Origin of the sequence: Yaniella sp., assembly GCF_030453185.1 — a bacterium.
Lineage (GTDB): Bacteria > Actinomycetota > Actinomycetes > Actinomycetales > Micrococcaceae > Yaniella.
Genome location: NZ_JAKDKW010000012.1, coordinates 1 through 22094 on the forward strand (window position 1 = coordinate 1; position 22094 = coordinate 22094).

The 22094-nt window shown below is 54.5% G+C and carries 17 protein-coding genes; 5 read left to right on the forward strand and 12 right to left on the reverse strand.

Translation table 11 applies throughout. The annotated features are described in order from the left end of the window. The first annotated feature begins 135 nt into the window (after positions 1–135). A complete protein-coding gene (locus L0H14_RS03295; protein ID WP_301419842.1) occupies positions 136–522 on the forward strand; it encodes a DUF1844 domain-containing protein in 387 nt (128 codons plus the stop codon). Here L0H14_RS03295 and L0H14_RS03300 read toward each other — a convergent pair. Then, positions 519–929 (reverse strand): hypothetical protein, encoded by a 411-nt coding sequence (locus L0H14_RS03300; protein WP_301419844.1) that lies wholly within the window; start codon positions 927–929, stop codon positions 519–521. The two genes, L0H14_RS03295 and L0H14_RS03300, sit on opposite strands and share 4 nt — an antisense overlap. A gap of 341 nt (positions 930–1270) precedes the next feature. Between L0H14_RS03300 and L0H14_RS03305 the strand changes: the two genes are divergently transcribed. After that, positions 1271–1519 (forward strand): WhiB family transcriptional regulator, encoded by a 249-nt coding sequence (locus tag L0H14_RS03305; RefSeq protein WP_301419846.1) that lies wholly within the window; start codon positions 1271–1273, stop codon positions 1517–1519. Positions 1520–1573: 54 nt separating this feature from the next. On the opposite strand, the gene L0H14_RS03310 is transcribed toward L0H14_RS03305, so the two are convergent. The 4 genes from L0H14_RS03310 to L0H14_RS03325 form a co-directional block, all read right to left on the reverse strand. Beyond that, positions 1574–3052, reverse strand: a complete 1479-nt coding sequence (locus tag L0H14_RS03310; protein WP_301419848.1) for a sensor histidine kinase — start codon at positions 3050–3052, stop codon at positions 1574–1576. Positions 3053–3100: 48 nt separating this feature from the next. Then, positions 3101–7960, reverse strand: a complete 4860-nt coding sequence (locus tag L0H14_RS03315) for an NAD-glutamate dehydrogenase domain-containing protein (protein ID WP_301421385.1) — start codon at positions 7958–7960, stop codon at positions 3101–3103. 121 nt (positions 7961–8081) lie between these two features. Beyond that, positions 8082–9692 (reverse strand): chromosome partitioning protein, encoded by a 1611-nt coding sequence (locus tag L0H14_RS03320; RefSeq protein ID WP_301417502.1) that lies wholly within the window; start codon positions 9690–9692, stop codon positions 8082–8084. Between the two features lie 3 nt (positions 9693–9695). Then, positions 9696–10334, reverse strand: coding sequence for a flagellar biosynthesis protein FlgA (locus tag L0H14_RS03325; protein ID WP_301417504.1), 639 nt, complete (start codon positions 10332–10334; stop codon positions 9696–9698). Positions 10335–10542: 208 nt separating this feature from the next. Between L0H14_RS03325 and L0H14_RS03330 the strand changes: the two genes are divergently transcribed. Next, the gene (locus tag L0H14_RS03330) at positions 10543–10770 is read left to right on the forward strand and encodes a helix-turn-helix domain-containing protein (protein WP_301417506.1); all 228 of its coding nucleotides are present in this window, start codon (positions 10543–10545) and stop codon (positions 10768–10770) included. A gap of 16 nt (positions 10771–10786) precedes the next feature. On the opposite strand, the gene L0H14_RS03335 is transcribed toward L0H14_RS03330, so the two are convergent. Then, a complete protein-coding gene (locus L0H14_RS03335; RefSeq protein WP_301417508.1) occupies positions 10787–11356 on the reverse strand; it encodes a hypothetical protein in 570 nt (189 codons plus the stop codon). A 214-nt stretch (positions 11357–11570) separates the two neighbouring features. On the opposite strand from L0H14_RS03335, the gene L0H14_RS03340 reads away from it, so the two are divergent. Both L0H14_RS03340 and L0H14_RS03345 read left to right on the forward strand, forming a co-directional pair. Then, entirely contained in the window at positions 11571–12593 is a 1023-nt protein-coding gene (locus L0H14_RS03340) for a LysM peptidoglycan-binding domain-containing protein (RefSeq protein ID WP_301421386.1), read from the forward strand. A gap of 339 nt (positions 12594–12932) precedes the next feature. After that, entirely contained in the window at positions 12933–13268 is a 336-nt protein-coding gene (locus tag L0H14_RS03345) for an Rv3235 family protein (RefSeq protein WP_301417512.1), read from the forward strand. On the opposite strand, the gene secA is transcribed toward L0H14_RS03345, so the two are convergent. From secA to mtrA, 6 genes are all read right to left on the reverse strand, one after another. Next, positions 13265–16012, reverse strand: a complete 2748-nt coding sequence (gene secA, locus L0H14_RS03350) for a preprotein translocase subunit SecA (protein WP_301417514.1) — start codon at positions 16010–16012, stop codon at positions 13265–13267. The genes L0H14_RS03345 and secA overlap by 4 nt on opposite strands. A 155-nt stretch (positions 16013–16167) precedes the next feature. Continuing rightward, the gene (gene raiA, locus L0H14_RS03355) at positions 16168–16845 is read right to left on the reverse strand and encodes a ribosome-associated translation inhibitor RaiA (protein WP_301417516.1); all 678 of its coding nucleotides are present in this window, start codon (positions 16843–16845) and stop codon (positions 16168–16170) included. Between the two features lie 184 nt (positions 16846–17029). Then, complete coding sequence (locus L0H14_RS03360) at positions 17030–17797, reverse strand: ComF family protein (protein WP_301421388.1); 768 nt, start codon at positions 17795–17797, stop codon at positions 17030–17032. A 59-nt stretch (positions 17798–17856) separates the two neighbouring features. After that, positions 17857–19551: an LpqB family beta-propeller domain-containing protein gene (locus L0H14_RS03365; RefSeq protein WP_301417520.1), complete on the reverse strand. Its 1695-nt coding sequence runs from the start codon at positions 19549–19551 to the stop codon at positions 17857–17859. Continuing rightward, positions 19548–21179, reverse strand: a complete 1632-nt coding sequence (mtrB, locus tag L0H14_RS03370; protein ID WP_301421389.1) for an MtrAB system histidine kinase MtrB — start codon at positions 21177–21179, stop codon at positions 19548–19550. Before mtrB ends, L0H14_RS03365 begins: the two co-directional genes overlap by 4 nt. Positions 21180–21308: 129 nt before the next feature. Then, positions 21309–21980 carry an MtrAB system response regulator MtrA gene (gene mtrA / locus L0H14_RS03375; protein WP_301417524.1) on the reverse strand — a complete coding sequence of 224 codons (672 nt, stop codon included), beginning with the start codon at positions 21978–21980 and terminating at the stop codon, positions 21309–21311. Between the last annotated feature and the right edge of the window lie 114 nt (positions 21981–22094).

Here is a 22094-nt window from a genome sequence, read left to right on the forward strand (position 1 = left end):
CCTCAGCACATCCAAAATTCCCTACTCACCACGCACGACTTTGAAATAGCCCTGCAATTTAGGTTGAAGTACTCTCAGCACGAAAAATGCGTATATCTGCGATTTGTGACGTGAACATATGCCAAGCTTGGACCTATGACTGAACCACATGATCATGCACAAGAAGGCGTCTACGAATTCGGACTCGATGACGTCGAGAGCCAAGTTCGCGAAATTCACGAAGTTCCCGCAGCAGAGGTCATCTCTACTACCGCAGTGCACCTCATGACTGCTGCGGCCATTAAAGTTGGCCTGGGCGACATGCCCAATGCCCGCGAACACATTGACCTCGATGAAGCCCGCAAGCTCATTACCGCCTTGGCCGGTCTCATTGTTGCTGGCGCTCCAGATATGGGCTCAGCCCACGCAGCCCCACTTCGGGATGGACTGCGGTCTCTCCAGCTGGCGTTCCGAGACGAGTCGATCGTCCCAGATCCCCCAGGGCAAGGCCCCGGGGAAAAATACACCGGCGCCGTCAACTAACCAATATTTCGATTCCGGCGTTGGACAAGGTGACTATTCAACGCCGGAGTAAACAGCGTCACTAGGACAACCCCACCTGAAAGCAACAGGGCTACGCCGACCAATATGTCGCCCATCTGCAGGTAGGTGAAGGATACGATCACCGCCAGCACTTCTGCCACCACTAGAGCCCCGCGAGGCCAGGCTCTGCCCCGGTACACGCCTCTTGCTGCTGCCAGCAGCCAAATTGCCCCCAGCACAAATAAAAACGTCAAAAAGATCATCGCCGACGGGGGCAGCTCCTGAGAGTCGGGGTCCATAATCGTCAAAATGGCGTTGACGATTAATGCGATGGCTTGACCAGCCACCACTGCCACGACAAGCATCACGACCGGTGACGGACGAGCGCTTTGGGGTGCCTGTTGCATGAAGTAACTCCGTGATAAAAACTGGAATGTCCAACGATTGAACGTACCGTCCAAGCGTAGTCGTCTATATGCGCCGATATGTGATCGTGGCATCATTGCGAGACCACGATCCCGTCAATGTGATTAACGACTCGCCGATTTGTTGATATTTCTTGGAAAAGCTCTTGAACAGGTGCACACTCCGTGAAAAGCTGGTTCATAACACATTAACGAAGATCAGTACTCACTTTGTCATGGGTGCACAAGAACGTCGTTGCGATAGGGTCGAACGTTTTGGAGTTACTGATGAGTACACACTTTTTATTGACGCTGACACGGCGTATTCTTAGGGAGCGATCAGTATGGATTGGCGCAGTCGCGCAGCCTGCCTTGATAAGGATCCGGAACTCTTCTTTCCGGTAGGTAACACCGGACCTGCATTACTGCAGATAGAAGAAGCCAAGGCGATTTGTCGTACATGTCCGGTGCAAGAGGTCTGCTTGCAGTGGGCTATCGATACCGGTCAAGACTCAGGGGTCTGGGGCGGTATGAGCGAAGACGAACGTCGCGCGCTGAAGCGCCGCAAGGCTCGTGCACGTCGCGCTTCTTAAGATACTTTTCAAAAAACCGAAGGTGTTGCACAATCTGTGCAGCACCATCGGTGTTTAATGGTCTAACGGGATCAGCACCGTGGCGCGGGTCCCCGCAACCCCCGCAGCATTGCGTCGCTCTCGCTGCCAGGTAATTGTTCCCCGCAGATCTGATTCGACCAGTGTACGAATAATCTGAGTGCCGAGACCGCTACCAATCGAGTACACGGCCTCCGGTACGTCAACGATGCCTTCATCGACTACCTCCACCTTGAGATATGGATGAGGCTGCCCTGATGGTTGGTACCGTTTGACCAGCAGTTGGATATTGCCCCCTGCAACGTCGGTGCCATGCTCAACAGCGTTGGTCGCCAGTTCGTTGACCACCAGCGCCAGTGGTGTTGCCAGCTGCCCAGGCAACTGACCGAAGCTTCCGTCTATGGTCGTTGTCAACGGCCTGGATTCAGCAGCGATATCAACGGCCATTGTGAACTGTCTGTTCAGCAGATCGTCCATATCAACGGTAGAGTCCATGGTTTGAGATAGCGTCTCGTGGACCAGAGCAATGGCGTCCACCCGAGACATTGCTTGTAGCAGCGCATGCCGGGCGCCATCAGACTGCATTCTGCGCGATTGCATTCGCAGTAATGAGCCCACTGTTTGCAGGTTGTTTTTCACACGATGATGGATTTCGCGAATCGTGGCGTCTTTACTAATGAGCTGCTCATCCCGACGACGAATTTCTGTGATATCGCGAAGCAAAACCAGGGCAGCAAATCGAGTTCCGTGCTCGTCAAAAAGCGGAATTGACCGGGCTGAGAGCACAACTTTTCGAGTTTCGATATCCACCCGAGCAGATTGTCGCCCAAACAAGACCGTCGGCATCGCTTCGTTAATAGGCATGCCTTGGTCTAGCTCATTGGTGACCAGACGTGCTAGCTGCCGTCCGTCCATCGATTCACGGATTCCAAGTTTCCGAAACGCTGAAGTTGCATTCGGCGACGCATAAATGACCAGGCCGTATGCATCGATCCGCACGAGACCATCACCTACCCGAGGATTCCCGTGACTTGTCGATGAGGCTTTTGAGTCTTCCGCAGGCCATACGCCATTTGCCATCATCACAAATAGGTCATTGGCAGACTTCCGGTAAATTTCTTCCAGGCGCGATGCGTGCCGTTGCGAGACCAGGTTTTGATGCACGGTTACCACCGCGATAGTCTCGTGTTGCCACACAACAGGCCAAGCCGCGATGCCCGGTGGTCCATAAGGATATTCATCGCTGGCGACGACAGGTTGCCCACCTGTAAAAACATGTTCCAAGACAGGCTGCAGGTTCGCTGGTGGTCCGGCACCGGTCATATCTTGGGGCAGGCTGGTTTGTGCCGTAACCGGGCGTGCCTGGGCGTGAGCAAGATACGAATCACCACTGGGGTACCACAGGACCATATCGCAGAACGACAGATCAGCAGCGATCTGCCATTCAGAGATGATGAGTTCCAGTCTTGGACGGTGCCGATCGAAAATCAAAGACCCGGGAGACGAGGTGTACATATATGTAGCGTAACCTCGTCGCCCGGGTTTGACGACGGTATGTCGCAGTTACAGGATAAGCGTGCGCAGACGTCGCAGAACGACGGTGAGCATTGATAAGTCTGTATCGCCCTGACTGGCAGCTTGCTCGTGCAGTTGCTCGGAGACGCCATCCAGGAAGGTCCGGACCCGAGCTACACGCCGCGCGTGATCCGCTTCCCAATGTTTGAGGGCTTCCTGGGCATTCATCTCTTCATTGCCTTCGGTAAGGACCACGGCACCCGTGAGCTCAGTCAACCAGGTGTAGAGATCTTCACGCATAGAGACTCGTGACAGTGAATCCCAGCGTGTATGCCGCGAGAGGCCAGTGATGAGTTCTAAGAGATTGCTGACACCAAATTCCTCATGCAGTGCGAAGAAAATCCCGGCCACTCGTCGAGCATCGACGTCAATTGACTCAGACAATTCCACGATGTCCAGCAGTGAATATGCTTCAAAGATTCTCGCGCTTCTGGCAGCCAGGTCTTGAGAGAACCCGGCTGTGATCAATCGGTCCCGATCGTCTTCGAAACGCTGCTTGGTTTCACCAATAAACATATCCGTCAAGGTGGGCAGCAGTGCTTGAACCTGATCTTGATAGGCCTCGATACGCTGCTCCATCAACAGGTCCGCGCGCTGATGATGAATAATCCAGCGGGTAAGACGGTCGGTCAGACGTCGCAAACCATAACCGGCTTCCCACCGCACATCTGCATCCAAGGAATTGGGAAGCGCTTCAAGCTCGCGGCGGTACTCGTTGATCAAGTAGATCTCTTGAGCAGCCAAGAACGATTCAACCACGGTTCGAACGTCTGCTCCGGTTTCCTCCTGTGCCCGGAATACTGTAGTAATGCCGCCAGTATCAATCACATGGTTGGCTACTAGCATTGCGATAATCTCATGGGCCAGGGGGTGGCGCAGCACAGTGTCTCCGGCGCGCTGCTGCAGTGTTTGTGGGAAGTAGGCATACAGCCAATCATTGAACCACTCGTCTTCGACCAGTGGAGAGTCCAAGAGGTCCTGCATCAGCTGGATCTTGGTGTACGACGCCAAGATTGCCAGTTCCGGGGTGACAAATCCTTCCCCATCGTTCAATCGCTTACGAAGTTCTTCTTCACTCGGAATGGCTTCTTGTTCGCGGTTGAGTCCCGCATGCTCTTCTAGCCATGCAGTGTGACGTATCAAAGTTGGGGTCCAGTCGTCTTCTAATCCTTCTTCCAAACGCAGCAGGGCATTTTGTGCCACGTTCGTAACCAACACAAGCTCCGCGACTTCATCGGTCATGGACAACAGCAGGTCAGAGCGCTCATCTTGGTTAATGACGCCTTCGGCCAACATGGTGTCAATCAGGATCTTAATGTTGACTTCATGATCCGATGCGTCGACGCCACCCGAGTTGTCGATGGCATCCATGTTGATCAGGACACCGTTGCGTGCCGCTTCGACACGCCCCGCCTGGGTGGCACCGAGGTTGCCACCCTCGCCGACTACTTTGGCTTGGATTTGTTCGCCATTGATGCGAATCGGGTCATTGGCTCGGTCCCCCACGTCATCGTGAGTTTCGTCCGATGCCTTGATGTAAGTACCAATACCACCGTTGTAGATCAGGTCTACGGGCGCCTGCAGCACCGTTTTGAGCAATTCATTTGGGGTCATCTCAGTGATGCCGTCAGCAATACCAAAGACTTGTTGCATCTGCTCGGTGATTTCTACTGAGCGTGCCGATCGATCAAAGACACCGCCCCCGGCTGAGATGAGGTCTGGCTCATAATCTCGCCATGTTGAGCGTGGCTTGAAGTAGAGCCGTTCGCGTTCGTCAAAGCCAACATCGGGATCGGGGTTTGGATCGATGAATATGTGTAGGTGGTTGAATGCTGCAACCAGTTTGGTGTGCCGTGAGCGACGCATGCCATTACCAAAGACATCGCCGGACATGTCTCCGATCCCGACCACGGTGAAGGGTTCGGTCTCCACGTCGACACCCATGGTGCCAAAGTGGGATTTCACGGATTCGAATGCACCGCGAGCGGTAATACCCATTTTCTTATGGTCATAACCCACCGAACCACCCGAAGCATAGGCATCACCTAACCAGTGGTCATATTCAGCGGCAATCTCATTAGCGGTGTCCGAGAACCCCGCGGTGCCCTTATCTGCTGCAACCACCAGGTAGGTATCTGCGTCGTCGTAGCGGATAATGTTGTCACGGGTATGAATGATGCGTTGGCCATCGACGGTTTTTTGATTGTCGGTGATGTCCAACATGCCCCGCATGAAAGTCCGATAGGCTTCCCGGCCCGCTTCCATCCAGGCATTACGGTCCACGGCGGGGTCGGGAAGCTGGTGAGCGTAGAAGCCGCCTTTGGCACCCTGGGGCACAATGACAGCGTTTTTGGTTTGCTGTGTTTGGACGAGCGAGAGCACTTCGGTACGGAAGTCTTCGCGTCGATCGGACCAACGCAGGCCACCACGGGCAATAGCGCCGAACCGGAAGTGTACGCCGGATATCTCTGGTGAGTGGACCCAGATTTCATGGAGCGGCTGAGGGTGTGGCGCAAACGGGATACGTTGCGGTGCCAATTTGAAACTGTGCCAACCGTGTCCCGTGTAGACATTGGTACGGTCGGTGGCTTGCATGACGGTCAGATAATGCCGGAGCAGTCGGTCGGCGTCAAGCGTTGCCACCTGATCGATTCGCTCATGTAGCGAGTCGACGATAGCGTCGAGTTTTTCGAGACGTTCTGCAGACGCCTGGCCTTCGGGTTCTGTACCGACCCCGTCGATATTCGGATCGAATCGGGTTTCGAAGTACTCGACCAGCCCTGCGGTGACCGCTGGATTAGCTAAGAGGACTTCTGCCATGAATTGCAACGAGTTCGGTAACTGCAGTTGTCGCAAGTAGTGACCATACGCGCGTAGGACAGCCACAAGATTGGGGGCAAGACCCTGATGTAAGACCAGTTTGTTGAATGAATCTGCCGCAATATCGCCCACGATGGCCGCAGCCACGGTGTCTTCGAGTAGTTTTCCAACACTGCTAATGTTCACGTCATCGCCGGCCAGCAGACCGACGTCGTAGAGATGGTAGGTATCCCGGTTTCGCGGAGTAATGTGGAACGGGTATTCGTCAGTTACTTCGACCCCGAGTTCACCGAGAATTGGCATCAGCGTAGTCAGAGTGATCGACGTGGCGGAATAGATCTTCATGCGCACACCGGTTTCACGCGGCACGAGATAAATGGCAGGTCGATCGCCATCTAATGCGGTGAAACGCGAAATATCTTCCATCGCGTCGTCGATGCCAAACCGCACCCGATAGTTCGGCGGGAAGGCTTCATCCCACACCTGAGCCGCTTCAACTCCGGAGTTCTCACCAAAGACGGTGACTGCCTGAATATCCACGCCCTCTTTCCAGGAGCGCACTGCCATCACGAGTTCGTCCTCGATAACGTTTTGGTCCACCGTGTCGTAGCCTTGCCAGTCTTGTGGCAGCTGAATCCGGTAAAACACTCGTGCCAGAACTGATTCATCGAGGTGGACGCTGTAATCTAGCGATTCTGCGTTCAGATGGCGGACTAGAACGTCTTGGATTCGCAATCGAACCGAGGTGTTGTACCGATCGCGCGGCAGAAATACCATGGCGGTCATGAACCGTCCGTATATATCGGGACGTAAAAAGAGCCTGGTTTTGCGGCGCTGTCCCAGACCGAGGATGCCCAGCATCGTGTCCAAAATTTCTCTGGGTTCCATCTGTAGCATCTCATCGAGTGGGTAACGATCCAACTCGTGATCTAACGCGGCAGCAGAGTGTGAGTCAAATGCAAAGCCGGCCTCTTCACGAACCTGTATGGCCAGTTCACGCGCATAAGGAACCTGGTCTATGGGGAGTGCCTCAAGGGTGGGCCGCCAGAGACCGAGGAAACGGCGTTCCCCGACTACGGTGCCTTGGTCGTCATACTTTTTCGCTGCGATGAAATCCATGTACGCATTGCGGTAGACCCGAGACCGGGAATTCGTCTTCGTAATGATCAGCGGATTGGGATTGTCGATCTGCTGTTGCCCGAGTTCTGTGAGCGGGCGGGCCGTCGAAGTTTGTTCTCGGAGCACCCCGAGTCCGGTCTCACGGTTGGCGTCCAAGTATTGTTTGCCATCGCCATTTGTAGCCAAGTCGTATTCGCGGTAGCCAAGAAACACGAAATTGTCGGCGTGCATCCACTCAAGCAGTTCAGCCGCGGGCTCCACCCCCCTGGCTGTGGGCGGTGCCTCGGAACGGAGTGCTTCGGCAGTTTGGGTTGCAGCTTCTTTGAGCAGTTCAAAGTCTTCATTGGCCGAACGCACATCAGCCAAGGCTGCCTCAACAGCAGCTTCGAGGTTTGCTGCTTGGTCGGCTTCCAATGGCACGCCCGTTTGGATCGATATCCAGGATTGCAGTTCGGCGTGCTGTCCCTCTGGAGCAGCTGGAATGTGCTCCAGCGGCATGACAGCATCACCGGAAAGTCGGGGCTGGTGTGCTGGGAGTTCGAAGATTGCAGTTAACCGTTGGTCCTTTTGAGCGTGGTGTGCCACCACAATGGGATGGACGATCACCGACATCGGCACGTCCATCTTATTCAGCTCCGCCGATACGGAATCCACCAGGAACCTGATATCTGGATGCACGACTTGCACCACTGCATACCGGGGTTGTCTCACGATGCCAATTTTGGGCTCGCCGGCAGCTTCAACGGCCAGTTCCAGGTGCGACTGCACCATGGCTTTTCGGCCTCCTTCGCCAAGCTCACGTTGGTCTTCTGGAGATATGTGCCGGAAATAGACTTCCATGAGTTCATTGGTGGCTTGAAGTTGGCTACCTGTGGACGGCGCTGTCCACAACGGATCATTTGCAGGCATTATGCATCTTCCTTTGTGCGAAAAAGTACTCACCGGCGGCGCCATTGCCGCCACACCACACATTAGCTCCTCCAGCTCATCAGACAACAGGGTTGAGGAGCAAGGGTCACAGGCCGGACAATCACCGACTCCGTGTTAGGCGCTGCTTGAATGTTGTAACTGCCTGACGCACCCGAGCGGTCGTGGCCTTTGCGTTCGGTGTTTTAACGGCGGAGGACGGTGCCGGTGTCGGTGCACAGGCGAGCATGAGCTTTCGAATACCGTGGCGCAGTTCAGATTTCGGGGCAGACTCGGCGAGTGTTTTGCCTGCTAGCAGTGCCGTAGACACGATTTCCGGTGCCCAAGGAATGAAATGTTCCAGTGCATTGGAAGGCCCGAAGCGTTCCCATACTCCAGTCAGCTGGTGTTTTGGGCCGACTCCGGACGCCAAGGCAGTAACTTTATTCATGACAGGTACGACCGACGTTTGACTGGTTTCTGTTAGGAGTTCTAACCCTTTCATAAACCGAACGAAACCCACGGGATCGCCGGTCCCCACCGCCATGACGCTGTCAGCGGTGCGCACCGCGGTCACAGTCGTCGCGTTGCGCTGTGGCGCCGGTATATCAAAGCTGAGCTCTTCGTCTTCTTCCAGGCCAAAACCGCAGTCAATAATAATCTGGTCCCAACCAGCCCGTGCCGCCAGTAACACCTGTGTCCATGCGGCAGCACGCAATTGTGGCCAACGTTCGGCCCGAGTCAGACCCGTGATGACGTCTAATCTGGTGCCGTCCACCGTGACATGTTGAGCGAAATTGGCCAACGATGATGCATCGATGCCGTTGTGTTCCGCTGCACGACAAGCCTGCGCGATAGCTGCAGTATCATCCAGTAAACCGAGGTGGACCGCAATTGCGGCCCCGTAAGTGTCAGCGTCGATAAGCAAGGTTCGGTAACCGGCCAAGGCCGATTCCACAGCCAGATTCACAGCGATCGTGGTTACGCCAGGAGAGCCTATCGGGCCCCATACTGCCGTCACATGCCCCAGCGGCCCGTGTTCAACTTCGGACATTTCAGCTGCTATGACGCCGTCGTCAACCGTCTGATGAGAAGCCTCGGACGCATCATCCGGTTCCTCACGTATCGCTAGAACGGGCGATGCTGATAAGTCGCAAGGTATTTGTTCGACAGAATCGTTGGTGGGTGTTTCAGACAACGAAGCGGTTGGGAGATCTTGGGCGGGGTCATAAGGCGCAGCTCGACGCCCCGTACGTCGGCCCCTGCTGTGGTGATCAATGGTTTCGGCCACCATCGTCGAATTGTGGTCCGGATCCACGTCTTTCAGGAAACGTAAATCCTCTGGGCTGAGTTCTGCCGAAATCTCTACGGATGCAACCGACCGGTGCGCTTCCTGGAGCCATTGCACAAGTTCCGTACCTGACCAGTTCGGTGAGGCCACTGGAATACCTAAAGTGCTAAGGCGTTGACGGTCTTCAGTCACATCGCTGATCGCGGCCACCTTAGGGCCGTATCCATCACCGTCTGCTAACTGTTGCAAGGTCTCTAAACTGACCATTTCAAGGTCGTTGGCCACCAACACAACGTCAACAAGACCAGACCGAGCCACTGCCATGAGCTCTGCAATCACATGGCAACGGTGGCTAATGGTCACGCTCGAGCGGGTTGCTTCGATCGGTGTGACATGATCAAAACGCGGATTAATAGTTGTCGCAACATTGAGTGTTTGCATCATGCGCTACTTACCGACAGTTGTTGGTACAAGCGAAATCTGTGCCCCGTTGGCCTGCGCATCAAGCACAGTGGGCAATGCTTCCTCGGAAAGCATCAAATAGACTGTGGTCGTTTCAGCCGCCGCAAAGGCCGACGAGTTATCGTTCATGCCGACTACTTCAGCGTTGCTAATAAGTTTCGTCGGTTCTTCGAAACCACGACCGTCAGCACTTGCCAGTGCCACCCAGGCGTCCGCCCTGGAACCAGTGGAAACCGCCGAGGGCATATCCTTCGAAACGCGAACGCCAACTTGTTGGCGCCCGTCTGGGTCCGAGTTTGAAACGTCTTGGACGGGCAACATTTCACCCTGTCTGATCGTGGACGAGACAAGAAATTTGGACGGTAATTGATCGTCTGCTATCCAGTATCGATCTGATGACTCAGACATGCTGGCTTGTACGATATGAAAATCTTCCGCACTGACTTCAGCGCCCGGAACAATGTCCACGGATGCCGCCCAATAGCCCTCTCGGGCGTCCATGGCTTGAATGAGTGCAACCACGCCTGTGATTGAAAGTAAGACAAGAATGATGCCTACGATCAGCCGTGGGTCCCGCCAGCCGGGTGCCCGAATACGAGATGCTTCTACTGGTTCTTTGTTCATGTGCTATTCCTCGGTGTGAGTTTCCAGCATCTACTGTGGCGCATTGCACGCAAGAACGAAAGGCCTGATTCGCCCAGCTAGACCGAACATGCAGAAAAACCGCGTGATGATCAGGGTTATGCACATGAATGCACTTGTGAACAATATGCATCTAGAGTAACCTAAGAGCAACAAAACCTATCAAGTTTTCCGATCATTAGGAGCTGCAATGCCCCGCTTTCTGACCCTGACGGATGTTGCAGAAGAACTCCAAATCTCGACCGCCGCTGTTCGCACCATGGTTCTCAAGGGCGAACTCGAAGCATTTCAGATCGGCGGCAGAGGCCAATGGCGCGTTGACTCACAAAAATTCGAAGATTTTATCGAACACCTACATGACGAACAGCGTCAGCGCGTTGTCGAGACAGATCAACAACGCGACGAGCAACATCAGTAACCTGCGACATCGGCGGTTACATATCGTTGAGGCTCATCGGAGACGCTCGCACCAGCAAGACCGCCTCAAAAGGTACGACTCGGACCCCCTGCACAACGGCAGCACGCCTAAATTCGTCACGAGCATGCATCGCTACGTCGAAGTGATCCTTGCCGACCCTGTCGATTGTGCCCTCGGCAACGACGTCCCCGTGTCGCCCCAGCACCTGCAAGGCTTCTCGGCGACGACCAAGCGAACGATAAATTGACGCCATACTGGGGCCTGCCTGCAATGGGCGTGACGGAACGGTAGCGCGCTGAAGATGACCTTCAACCCCCAAGATAGCGTCGCGGCTGATAAGCACCGCCCCTGATTCCGCGTGGCCCCCGACCCAGGTGGGGCCAACAGAACGCAACTGCAGTACTTGAATTCGACCATCCTGCAGCACCACACGGACCTGCTGCCCTAGAGCCCCGCGCAATCTATCCATCAGGCTCAGCTCAGCCCACATGCCCCTGGTCAGTTCCGCAGCATCCTGCTCTGCAGACTGCCATCGCCCAAACTCTAGCTGGGCTTCTAAATCGGCAAAGAGATCATTCCATCGCATGGAATCACCATAAAGCCGCCTGGACGAGATTGCAGCATCTGAATGTCGCTTGCCCATACGGCAAACGCTCAACGAAATTTGACGCACAATCACACCCCGAGAATCAAAGTGCATCAAACAATATCAAACGATTTCTAAGTTATCCGTTGACAACCAAATAACATGTGTGCAAAGCTACGTTCATTGTTAGGAAGAACTTTGAACCAGGAGACGCATGCGTAAATACAGTGCAACACCTCGGCAGCATTCAGCCCAGTTTGAAGATATTGTGCTGGCTGTGCTGGGATCCCTTGCCGGACCGCTGCTGTTGTGGATAGCTCAAACGTGGCAACACAACCCTGCGGCAACGTCAGTCCAAACGATGGAGTACTGGATCGCGTTGTTGTGTGGATTTTTGGGCATCGGGCTCTGCACGATATGGGGGATTTTTCTCCTTGCCGGACTTGGATTTGCTATTGCCGTCAAAACTAAAAATAAGGTAGTCGGGTATTGGTCGGGTCTGTTTACCCCGAAATTCCTGCAACGGATCATCGTCTCTGTCATCGGGATCCAGCTCACTTTTAGTTCGCAGGCATTTGCAACTGAAGCGACCACCCCGGAACCCACCGAGATCGCGTCAACGATCGCGGACAACCCGTTCATGCCAGAGCTTGCCGAAATGTCAGCTGCCACGGACGAGCAGGCGCATTCGTCACCCGCGGCTAAACAGTCATCCGACGAGCCCTCTCCCAGGTCAGCAACTTCAAAGGCACCTACTACGGCCGTCCCTGACACGCAATCGCCGGCGGCTGCCCCTCAACCGCGGAAATCAAGTCAGCTCGAACCTGATGTTGTACCCGAGGCTACAGGGAGCTCGAACGGTACCGAAATCCCTGTTCAACCCACTCCACGTCAGACGACCACAATTCCTGTACCTCAAGACCCTATGCGAGACACCGAAGATCAAGAGACAACGAAGCCGGGTCTGCCCGGGATATACCTGCCACAAAAGCCGGTGCCATCCCCGTATATTGCGACACCAAATCCGGACCGCAGCCCCGAAGAGCCCACGTTCGTAGTACAGACAGGCGACAGCCTGTGGGATATTGCTCATCAAGAGCTGGGATCGGAGTCAACGCTTCCACAGATCGACCTACGCTGGCGTCAATGGTGGCAACACAATATCGACGTGATTGGTAAAGATCCCCATGTGCTCTCCCCCGGAACCGTACTCAAAGCTCCACCATTTACTCACTAAATCACTCAATACCTTCACACGAGATGAGGAACACCCATGTCCAGTGCACTGCCTGAACCTCTGTCCCTTGGCAACGACAAGCAAGCTAGCCCAAAACGGCATCTAAGATCCGTTGCTCAAGAAACTCTCACAATTACCCCAGTACCTCGGCCCGTTCTTCGTACTATTTACCAAGAACCCAAAATTGCATCATCTCTAACCGCTCCAGCCGACGAATATGCTCCGCAGCGGGAGCCTCTTGGATCTAGTACACAGTCCAATATCGTTTCGTTACGGAAGCATCGTGCCCCGGAGGTTGGCGATCGCTGGCACCTAGAGCAACGTGAGGCAATCAAAAAGATGACGCAAACAATAGGCTCCGCATTTGTTGAAGCCGAACTTGGATTACGCCCCTTCACGCAGCTCAGTACGTGGATAGAACTGGAGCTCTTTCAAAAACTGCGTGCCCGCGTAGAACGTACAGTCAACGGTAACTATCTTGCAGCTCGGTGCAATGAACGTGGCGCTACAAAAGTACCCTCAATTACTCCGATTGGAGTTCGTGCTGAGGTTCGCGAAAATGGCGACTGGGAAACCTCTATGACCATCCGTGTAGGTCAACGCGCCCGGGCGATCGCGATGCGTCTCTGTCTGCAACGGGAGCGTTGGAAAGTTACCGCATTTGAAATTGGTTAGGAGTTCTTCCGAGCTTTCTTCGCGGCCTTACGCGCTTCACGTTCATCCGTCTTGCGCTCGTCCCGGGACTTTTGAGCCTGCTTGACTCGTTGTCCGTCGGCCGCACGGGTTTGGGTGGTGGCCGTACCGGGCGCTGAGGCGGAAGGACCTGAGTACTGCAACGGTTGTTGTTGCTGATTACTGAAGTTCGCGATCTTCGAGAAGTCACCGGCGACCCCCGGCAGAGCGGATCCAGCTTTCACTTCCGGTTTTCGGAATTGGACGTTAAACAGTTTGTAGACTGCGTCTTCCCGCACTGCTTGCATCATGGATTGGAACATAGTGTGTCCCTCACGTTGGTACTCGACCAAGGGATCTCGCTGTGCCATTGCACGCAGCCCCACGCCTTCACGTAAGTAGTCCATCTCATATAGATGCTCTTGCCATTTCTGGCCGATGGATTCCAGCAGTACCCGGCGTTCAAGGTCGCGCATCAGTTCTTCGCCGAATTCTTCTTCACGAAGCCCGTAGAGCACCTTGGCATCAGAGACGAATTCTCGTTTGAGGTCGGCCGGCTTGACCCTTGAAAGCGAGCCAAATTCCTCTTCCATGTCCTCTTGCGTGATCGATACCGGGTAGAGACCGCGCAGATTCTGCCAGAGCTGACCGGCATCAAGTTCTTCATTCTTATCGAGCTGATAGGCATCATCGACGATGTCCGATACAGACTCTTCAATAAACTCCACGATCCTGCTTTGCAGGTCTTCACCCTCTAGGATGTGGATTCGATCATTGTAGATCGCTTCGCGCTGGGAATTCATCACCTGGTCGTATTTCAGAACATCTTTACGCTGCTGTGTATTACGTTCTTCAACAGTTGCCTGGGCGCGCTCGATCGCTTTACTCACCATCTTCGCTTCAAGCGGCATATCGTCTGGGAAGTTACTCATACCCATGACGCGTTGAGCCATGCCTGCGTTAAAGAGTCGCAGCAGGTCATCGGTCATCGACAGGTAGAACCGCGATTCACCAGGATCGCCCTGGCGACCTGAACGACCACGTAACTGGTTATCGATACGCCGAGACTCGTGACGCTCGGTGCCTAATACATAGAGTCCGCCGCTGTCTTTGACGGTCTCACGTTCTTGCTCGGTATCTGCCTTTGCTTGAGCAAAGACTTCGGTCCAGACCTTTTCGTATTCCTCAGCGTCCTCTTCAGGATCGAGACCCCGGCGGTTCATTTCCGTAACGGCTGCGAATTCAGAGTTTCCACCAAGAATAATATCTGTACCGCGACCCGCCATATTCGTCGCAACGGTCACGGCACCCGGTCGACCAGCATCAGCAATAATGGCAGCCTCGCGAGCATAATTCTTCGCGTTCAAAACTTCGTGCTTGATGCCTTCTTTGGCTAGAAGTTTCGAGACGTATTCAGATTTTTCTACCGACGTCGTACCGATAAGCACTGGCTGGTTGTTCTTGTGACGTTCTGCCACATCTTCGATCACGGCAGCAAACTTCGCTTTTTCGTGTTTGTAGACCAAGTCTTGTTGATCCACACGTTGTACATCTTTGTGGGTTGGAATGGGTACAACACCGAGTTCATAGGTCGACATGAATTCTGCAGCCTCGGTCTCTGCTGTACCGGTCATACCCGAAAGCTTCGTGTATTTTCGGAAATAGTTCTGCAGGGTCACCGAAGCCAGCGTCTGGTTTTCTGCATGAATCTTGACTTTTTCCTTGGCCTCGATCGCCTGGTGCAGACCATCAGAGAGTCGACGACCGGGCAGCATACGCCCGGTGTGCTCGTCAACGATTCGGATTTCGCCATCGATGAGTTCATATTCTTTTCCACGCTGAAAGAGCTCTTTGGCACGGATTGCATTGTTCAGATGCCCAATAAGTGGCGTGTTGGCAGATTCGTATAGATTATCAATGCCAAGCCAGTCTTCTACCTTGTCAATGCCGTGTTCCAGTACAGATACAGTGCGTTTCTTTTCATCGATTTCATAATCGGTGTCGCGCTTCAACCGCGGTGCAAGTTTAGCGAACTGAGAATACCAACCCGATACGTCACCTTGGGCTGGTCCGGAGATAATCAGAGGGGTGCGGGCTTCGTCAATGAGAATCGAGTCGATCTCGTCCACGATGGCGAAACCGTGACCGCGCTGCACCATGTCATTTTTCGACATGACCATGTTGTCGCGCAGGTAGTCGAAGCCAAACTCGTTGTTGGTCCCGTAGGTAATATCAGCATCGTATTGTGCTTTGCGCTGGGAGGGTGGGAGCCCGGAGGAAATCACACCGGTTTCCATGCCGAGGAACCGGAAGATACGGCCCATGAGTTCAGACTGATATTCAGCAAGATAGTCATTCACCGTCACAATATGCACGGCTTCGCCAGACAACGCATTGAGGTACGCCGGTGCAGTAGCAACCAAGGTCTTGCCTTCACCGGTTTTCATCTCAGCGATCCTACCCTCATGAAGCGCTGCACCGCCCATCACCTGCACGTCGAAGTGGCGTAGCCCAACGGTACGAGAAGCAGCCTCGCGAACAGCGCCAAACGCCTCGGGAAGTAGGGCATCGAGACTCACGCCATCTGCGATTTGTTGCTTGAACGAATCTGTTTCGGCACGCAGTTCAGCATCTGAGAGAGCTGCGAAGTCATCTTCGACCATATTCACGGCGTCAGCGTATTGCCACAACCGTTTGAGGGTCCGTTTCTCGCCGGTTCGCAAAATCCGTTCAATAAATGATGCCACGTGTCTTATACTCCCGAAATCTTCGACTCTTGGCGGGGTTACCGCGCACTCTTGACAGTCTACGTCGCAAGTCTGTGCACTTGCCAAACTGAAGTGTCTTCACATACATGATGCCCCACCGTTGCCGATGGGGCATCATATTTTAGCACTGAGCTTTAGGCTTCAGCTTGACGATAATCGCGTACCGTCTCAGACTCTTCCTCGCCCATTGCGATCACGCCGTAGGACCAACCGCGGCGTCGGTATGCAACTGATGGCAATCCTGATTCCTCGTCAATAAAGAGGTAGAAATCGTGACCTACCAGCTCCATATTGTCGATGGCATCATCGAGGGTCATCTGCTGTGTTGGGAAAACTTTACGACGAATCGTGACTGGAATATCACCGTTCTGCTCCAGACGTTCCTGTTCCGCCTGCTCTTGAGCTTCGACGGCTTGCTGCTCGAGCACTTCCTCGACCAGCGAGACGTCGGAAGGTACCGGTGCAAAATTCTGTGTCAGTTCTTGCACTGATGGACGACGACGGCCACTCTTTGCACGTTCACGCAAACGGCGAAGACGCTCTTGCAGCCGGGCAAACGCGTGGTCGAACGCTATCTGTTTATCATTGTCATTCGCTTCGGAACGGACGACGTTACGAGGTGAATGCAGTGTAAGTTCTGCGGTGACTAAACCAGAGGCCCCGGTGTGTGATTCACGGGAAACGAGTTTGACCTCCAGACGCTGTGCTTGTTCGGTCAGTGATGAGATCTTTTCGAATTTCTCTTCAACATACGTACGGAAGTCGTCCGAAAGATCTGTATCGCGGGCCAGGTAATTGATGTCTAATGCCATCAAGTCCTCCTCGTAGTACTTAGTGCAATAAAGTCAGCGGTGAAACAACTCGTGAGTCGCTTTGCTTCACCGCCTACGCTGGGTCATCCCCATGGTACCTGCTGGATGCCTGAAGGATAAGTTCTGATGCTACGCTCCAGGGCAATTCATTGAATTTTGCTTCTTTGGCATGGTTCCGTTCGCACTAATTGCGGGGCACGACCGTAGCTACGACGACGGCCGCAACGACGTCGAAACCGGCCGACTCCAGCGTTCTCGTCGCTGCGGCCAGAGTGGCTCCGGTGGTCAGGACATCATCAACAAGTATCACTGGTTCTGCCGCTGGATTATGGCGTAGGGCCACCCGAAATTTCTTGCGAGAGCTATCACGTCGAGACTGAACTCCGGTACCGGCATGCGAGGAGCGGTTATACAGCTGCCAGCGAGTTTTCAGGGTTTCCGCGTCATAGAGCATCGTAGGCGGCACAGATTTCGGCAGCATTGCAGTGACCGGGTTATACCCGCGCTTTCTCATACTCGCTCCAGATGCAGGGATAGGAACCAGCCGATAGTAGGGGTATCCCAGAGTATCCGCCGCGTGCTGCAGTGTCCGGTATACAATCGGCCGCAGAAATCCTGCCGCGTTGACGCGTTGATGGTCTTTGAAACGCAGTAGCAGCTTGGACATTTCCGGAGTGTAGAACGACGAAGCAAACACGGGTAAAGCCATGCCCGTCACTGTGTTGAGTGGCAACGAATCAGCAAAGTCTTGCGCCTGCACAACCTGGGCGTGCTGTTCTTTTAGTAATGCGGTACACCGAGTGCACAGTTGGTATTGGACGGCGTCGTCCCAAGCGCACAGCACACACGGATTAGGGATTAACAAGTTGCTCATCCCCTGCCATGCACGGGTAATCGTCCTGGCCGCCGGTGACGTGGCCAAACGATCAATGGCCTGCAAAAGCGAACTCATGTACACAGTGTGTCGGACACCCGCAAAAGTTGGAGCGCGTGTCGGAGTGTCTGTGGATATCAGCCTGGATAAGACAATTCGGTGGGCGCCTCAGGTTGTGCCCGCCAGTTATTGCCAACGCGAAGATATGCGTTGTCTTCCGTTTCTGCGTACACATTGCCGGCACCGGTCGAGAAGCTCACCATACCCAGCATCGGTTTGAAATTTACTGATGGACCGCTGAATCCAAGGAGCTCGAGCTCAACGCGCTCCCGGTCCGAGACACGTCCAGCAAGCACCTCTGCGGTCGAGTACCACTCAACGGTATTGGGCGGTTCGTCGGCTTGTAATTTGAAGGTGTTGCCCAACGCCTGAGGTTGTCCTTGTTCATCGCGGATCAGACCCGCCAAATACAATTCAGCGGGCTTATCTTCCCGTTTAACGACGACGGCGGCGCGGGTACCCTCCGGCGAAATGCGAAGGGAGGTAATTTCGACGTTCTGTCCGGCCCAGGGGTGGGTGATTTCTAATACTTGTCCGGTACGAGTGGTTTTTGCGGCAATAATCGTGTTGTCGTCGGTTACCGAAAACACCCAGTCGTGCACATCCATTGATGGTGCAATGAGATCGGTGCCGGTGGCAATCTCATAGGACTGCGTGGCATCGTTGGCCGCATAGAGGGTATCGCGATCGGCGTTGACAAAGGCAGCCGTATCGCGTTGCCGGTTCATCGTGGGGTCAGCCGGTTCCAGATTCGCCACATTTGGAAAGCCGTCCATTGTGGTGGTTGAATTCGCTTCATAGGCCACCAGCTGTTGCGTCTCGGGATGAATACCGACCTGTGTGTTGCCAGTGGTCACTGTGCTATCGGCCGGGGTGAATTCATCGGGGGCTTCGTCGAGATCAATCACGGATCGTTCTCTGGTCATGGATACATCTGAGACCCCGGGATAACGTTCCAGCGCGAGTTCCAGTTGTTGTTGCATGCGGTGCCGCGTAAGTTCTGAGGTGTCGGCAAATGTTTCATCCGTGAGATCCACCTGGGCAGTGGATGTGGAGACCGGCACGATATCACGGAAGAGTTCCGCGTCCTGCTCAAATGCAGAGACGACGGCGCCGTCAAGGTAATTGGCCGGTCCGTCGAGTAGTGCTTGGACGATGGCGGCGGTTTGATCAGAGGTGTTGAGCATCCACCGAACGTCTGGCACAGCGTAAGTGTAGGTGGGATCGTAGAAGTAGAGGGTTTGGGTATTGAACAACGCCCGGAATTGTGCAGAGTCCAGACTAATCCCATCGGGCAGCTCATCGATACGCCACTGACCGTTTACTTGCACCAGACTGAAGTCGAAGTTCTGAGTTTCGCCGCCATCGGCTAGTTCCAAAACACCCGCCTCGTCCAGAGACCCCACGGAGGATAGCTCGACGCTGTACTGATCGCCTCCGTTGGAATCGACAATCGGTTTGCCGGTGTAAATGGTGGTTTGAGCCGAAGGGTCCCACGTTTCGGCCGCATCCTCGGTCAGGAATTCGCGAGCCGTCGAGAAGTCCCCTTGAATGCCGGTTGCGGCCAAGATGAACCCATTAATCACCGACGTTTGAGTGGCATCCTGTGCCGGTCCGGCCGGGTTGAACGTGTAGGCCACGTTCTGATCAACATTGGCCTGCTGGTCTGATTCACCGATCTGGCCGGATTGTGGGATGCTAGCACAGCCGACGATGATTGCCGAGGTAAAGAGACCGGCAATGAGCAGTCGGAACAGACGAGCCAAGCTCATAATTGCTCGTCTCTGGGTTGATACAGATGTTGTTCGGTGATCCGATTAAAGACGGCTGACTGGGACGTGGTATCTTCAGGATCTACGACGTCGACATCACGCGGGGCAACGCGCTTGGCACGATCATATTCCGGAGGCAGTTGCAATGGAGCTGAACCTGAAACGACGGTTCCAGAAATCCGCGGGAGGGTCACCCGAAATGCTGAACCCTGTGAGCTCTTGCCCCAAGCATCGATGCTGCCGTTATGCAGGCGGGTGTCTTCCACGGCAATGGCCAGCCCGAGACCGGAGCCACCGGTGGTTCTGGTCCGCGCCGGGTCTGCGCGCCAGAAGCGGTCAAAGACGTGTTCAAGGTGTGCTTCGGTCATCCCCATGCCATGGTCACGGACGACGATGGACACCGAGGTGTCGTCGCCTTCCAGAATGACATCGACGGGTTGTGATTCGCCGTGTTCGATCGCATTATTGACCAGGTTGCGCAGAATCCGCTCGATCCGGCGCGAGTCGACTTCTGCGGTGAATGAATCGCCTTTAGCGATGATGGACAGTTGGGTGTCCGTCTCATCAGCCAACGGCTGTGCGGTCAGGGCGACGTCGGCGACCAAGTGCAGCAGATCCGTTTTCTCCAACGACACTTCGGCCGCACCGGCGTCGAACCGCGAGATTTCTAACAGGTCTGCCAACAGCGCTTGGAAGCGTTCGACCTGGTGATGCATCAGTTCCGTGGAGCGCCGTAGGACCGGGTCCAGCTCATTTCGGGATTCATAGAGCACTTCGGACGCCATTCGAACCGTCGTCAACGGGGTACGCAGTTCGTGGGACACATCAGAGACGAAACGCTGCTGGATTTGCGAAAGGTCTGCTAGCTGCGTGATTTGATCTTGAATATTGTCGGCCATCTTATTAAACGACTCAGACAGTGACCCGATCTCATCCGTTCGTTTGACGTCCATCCGAACCGAAAGGTCGCCGGATGACAACCACTCGGCAGTTTGCGCAGCCTGCTGGATGGGTTTACCAACCGACCGTGTGACCCACAGGGCGATACCGATGTTCATGACCAACAGTCCCACACCAGCCACAAGCAAGACGTTCATCAAGTAATCGATCGTGGCCTGGACATCGGAGAGGTCATAAATAAAGTACAACGCATAGTAGCCACCCGGTGGGAGGACAACCTGGGTGCCAAATGCCAAGCCGGGCTGCGTAGACCCGGCATCAGGTAAAGAAATCGACTGGTAATAGATGCCACTGCCGGAAGACACCTGCTGCGCCAGATCATCGGTGATGAGTTGTTCTGTGGCACCACCGGAACTCATGGACCCGACATAGAGATCGTCGTCCTCATCTAGTGGCACCAGCAGAAAGTCTCGCGCAAACGCCGTTTCATCAGTGGTCAGCTGGCGCAGCGTGTCAGCAACCAGAGAAGTGGTCGAATCCTCGTCAGCAGTCGCGGCGTTTTCAAATACCTGCCGGGTTTGCTGCAGCGCATGATTCGCTTCCGCTTGGACCTGGTTGAACCGCGACTGGAACAACCCGTTGGTAATCTGCTGGGTCAAGAAGAATGCTAAGAATAACGAACCGATGATGGTGGCCGCTGCAGCGATGACAGCTGTTCGCAACGACATCGACGAATCCCACTCGCGAACAAACCGGCGACGGGTTCGCTTAAACACACTGAACACCCGCTTCACCCAGGATGATTTGGGCTGTTCGGGTGTCAAATTGGTGGGAATGACGACGTCGGTGGACATAGGCTAGCCGGCTTTATATCCGACGCCGCGGACGGTGAGAATCACCTCGGGGTTGTCAGGATCTTTTTCGACCTTGGCACGCAGCCGCTGCACGTGGACGTTGACTAAACGAGCATCGCCCTGGTGACGATAGCCCCAAATTTCTTCCAGGAGTTCTTCCCGGGTGAGGACCTGGCCTGGACGACGTGCCAGTTCTACCAGGAGATCGAATTCTAACGGGGTCAGACTCAACGAGGTGCCATCGCGGGTGACCTCGTGACCGGCCACATCGATGGTCAAATCTGAAATATAGAGTGTTTCAGAGTCCTTGGTGTCGGTTTCGCGGAGACGAGCACGTACTCGGGCCACTAGTTCGGCTGGCTTGAAGGGTTTGGGCACGTAATCATCAGCACCTGCTTCGAGGCCGCGCACGACGTCGGCAGTTTCAGACTTTGCGGTCAACATAACCACCGGCGTGTCAGACTCCTTGCGCAGGTCGCGCAATATTTCAATACCGTCCTTGCCGGGGAGCATCAGATCGAGCAGCACCAAATCAGGGCGCACACTACGATACATGTCGTTTGCCTGACCGCCGTCGTAACAAAAATAGGTTTCAAAACCATCGTTGTTCAGGACGATACCGATCATTTCGGCTAACGCTTCGTCGTCGTCAACCACTAATACTTTGGTCTTCAACCGCATTCCTTCCAGCGCAACTCGCATAGTATTTACCAGGGTAAAGCCTACCGGACAAGTAGGGGTAAGACTTCTCATAGTGGCTTTTAAAGTAATCGCGGCGAAATTGCCCCG

What these genes read in the sequence shown, in the direction of transcription:
- L0H14_RS03295 (WP_301419842.1), top strand. Translation starts at nt 136, where the DNA reads ATGACTGAACCACATGATCATGCACAAGAAGGCGTCTACGAATTCGGA.
- L0H14_RS03300 (WP_301419844.1), bottom strand. Translation starts at nt 929, where the DNA reads ATGCAACAGGCACCCCAAAGCGCTCGTCCGTCACCGGTCGTGATGCTT.
- L0H14_RS03305 (WP_301419846.1), top strand. Translation starts at nt 1,271, where the DNA reads ATGGATTGGCGCAGTCGCGCAGCCTGCCTTGATAAGGATCCGGAACTC.
- L0H14_RS03310 (WP_301419848.1), bottom strand. Translation starts at nt 3,052, where the DNA reads ATGTACACCTCGTCTCCCGGGTCTTTGATTTTCGATCGGCACCGTCCA.
- L0H14_RS03315 (WP_301421385.1), bottom strand. Translation starts at nt 7,960, where the DNA reads ATGCCTGCAAATGATCCGTTGTGGACAGCGCCGTCCACAGGTAGCCAA.
- L0H14_RS03320 (WP_301417502.1), bottom strand. Translation starts at nt 9,692, where the DNA reads ATGATGCAAACACTCAATGTTGCGACAACTATTAATCCGCGTTTTGAT.
- L0H14_RS03325 (WP_301417504.1), bottom strand. Translation starts at nt 10,334, where the DNA reads ATGAACAAAGAACCAGTAGAAGCATCTCGTATTCGGGCACCCGGCTGG.
- L0H14_RS03330 (WP_301417506.1), top strand. Translation starts at nt 10,543, where the DNA reads ATGCCCCGCTTTCTGACCCTGACGGATGTTGCAGAAGAACTCCAAATC.
- L0H14_RS03335 (WP_301417508.1), bottom strand. Translation starts at nt 11,356, where the DNA reads ATGCGATGGAATGATCTCTTTGCCGATTTAGAAGCCCAGCTAGAGTTT.
- L0H14_RS03340 (WP_301421386.1), top strand. Translation starts at nt 11,571, where the DNA reads ATGCGTAAATACAGTGCAACACCTCGGCAGCATTCAGCCCAGTTTGAA.
- L0H14_RS03345 (WP_301417512.1), top strand. Translation starts at nt 12,933, where the DNA reads ATGACGCAAACAATAGGCTCCGCATTTGTTGAAGCCGAACTTGGATTA.
- raiA (WP_301417516.1), bottom strand. Translation starts at nt 16,845, where the DNA reads ATGGCATTAGACATCAATTACCTGGCCCGCGATACAGATCTTTCGGAC.
- L0H14_RS03360 (WP_301421388.1), bottom strand. Translation starts at nt 17,797, where the DNA reads ATGAGTTCGCTTTTGCAGGCCATTGATCGTTTGGCCACGTCACCGGCG.
- L0H14_RS03365 (WP_301417520.1), bottom strand. Translation starts at nt 19,551, where the DNA reads ATGAGCTTGGCTCGTCTGTTCCGACTGCTCATTGCCGGTCTCTTTACC.
- mtrB (WP_301421389.1), bottom strand. Translation starts at nt 21,179, where the DNA reads ATGTCGTTGCGAACAGCTGTCATCGCTGCAGCGGCCACCATCATCGGT.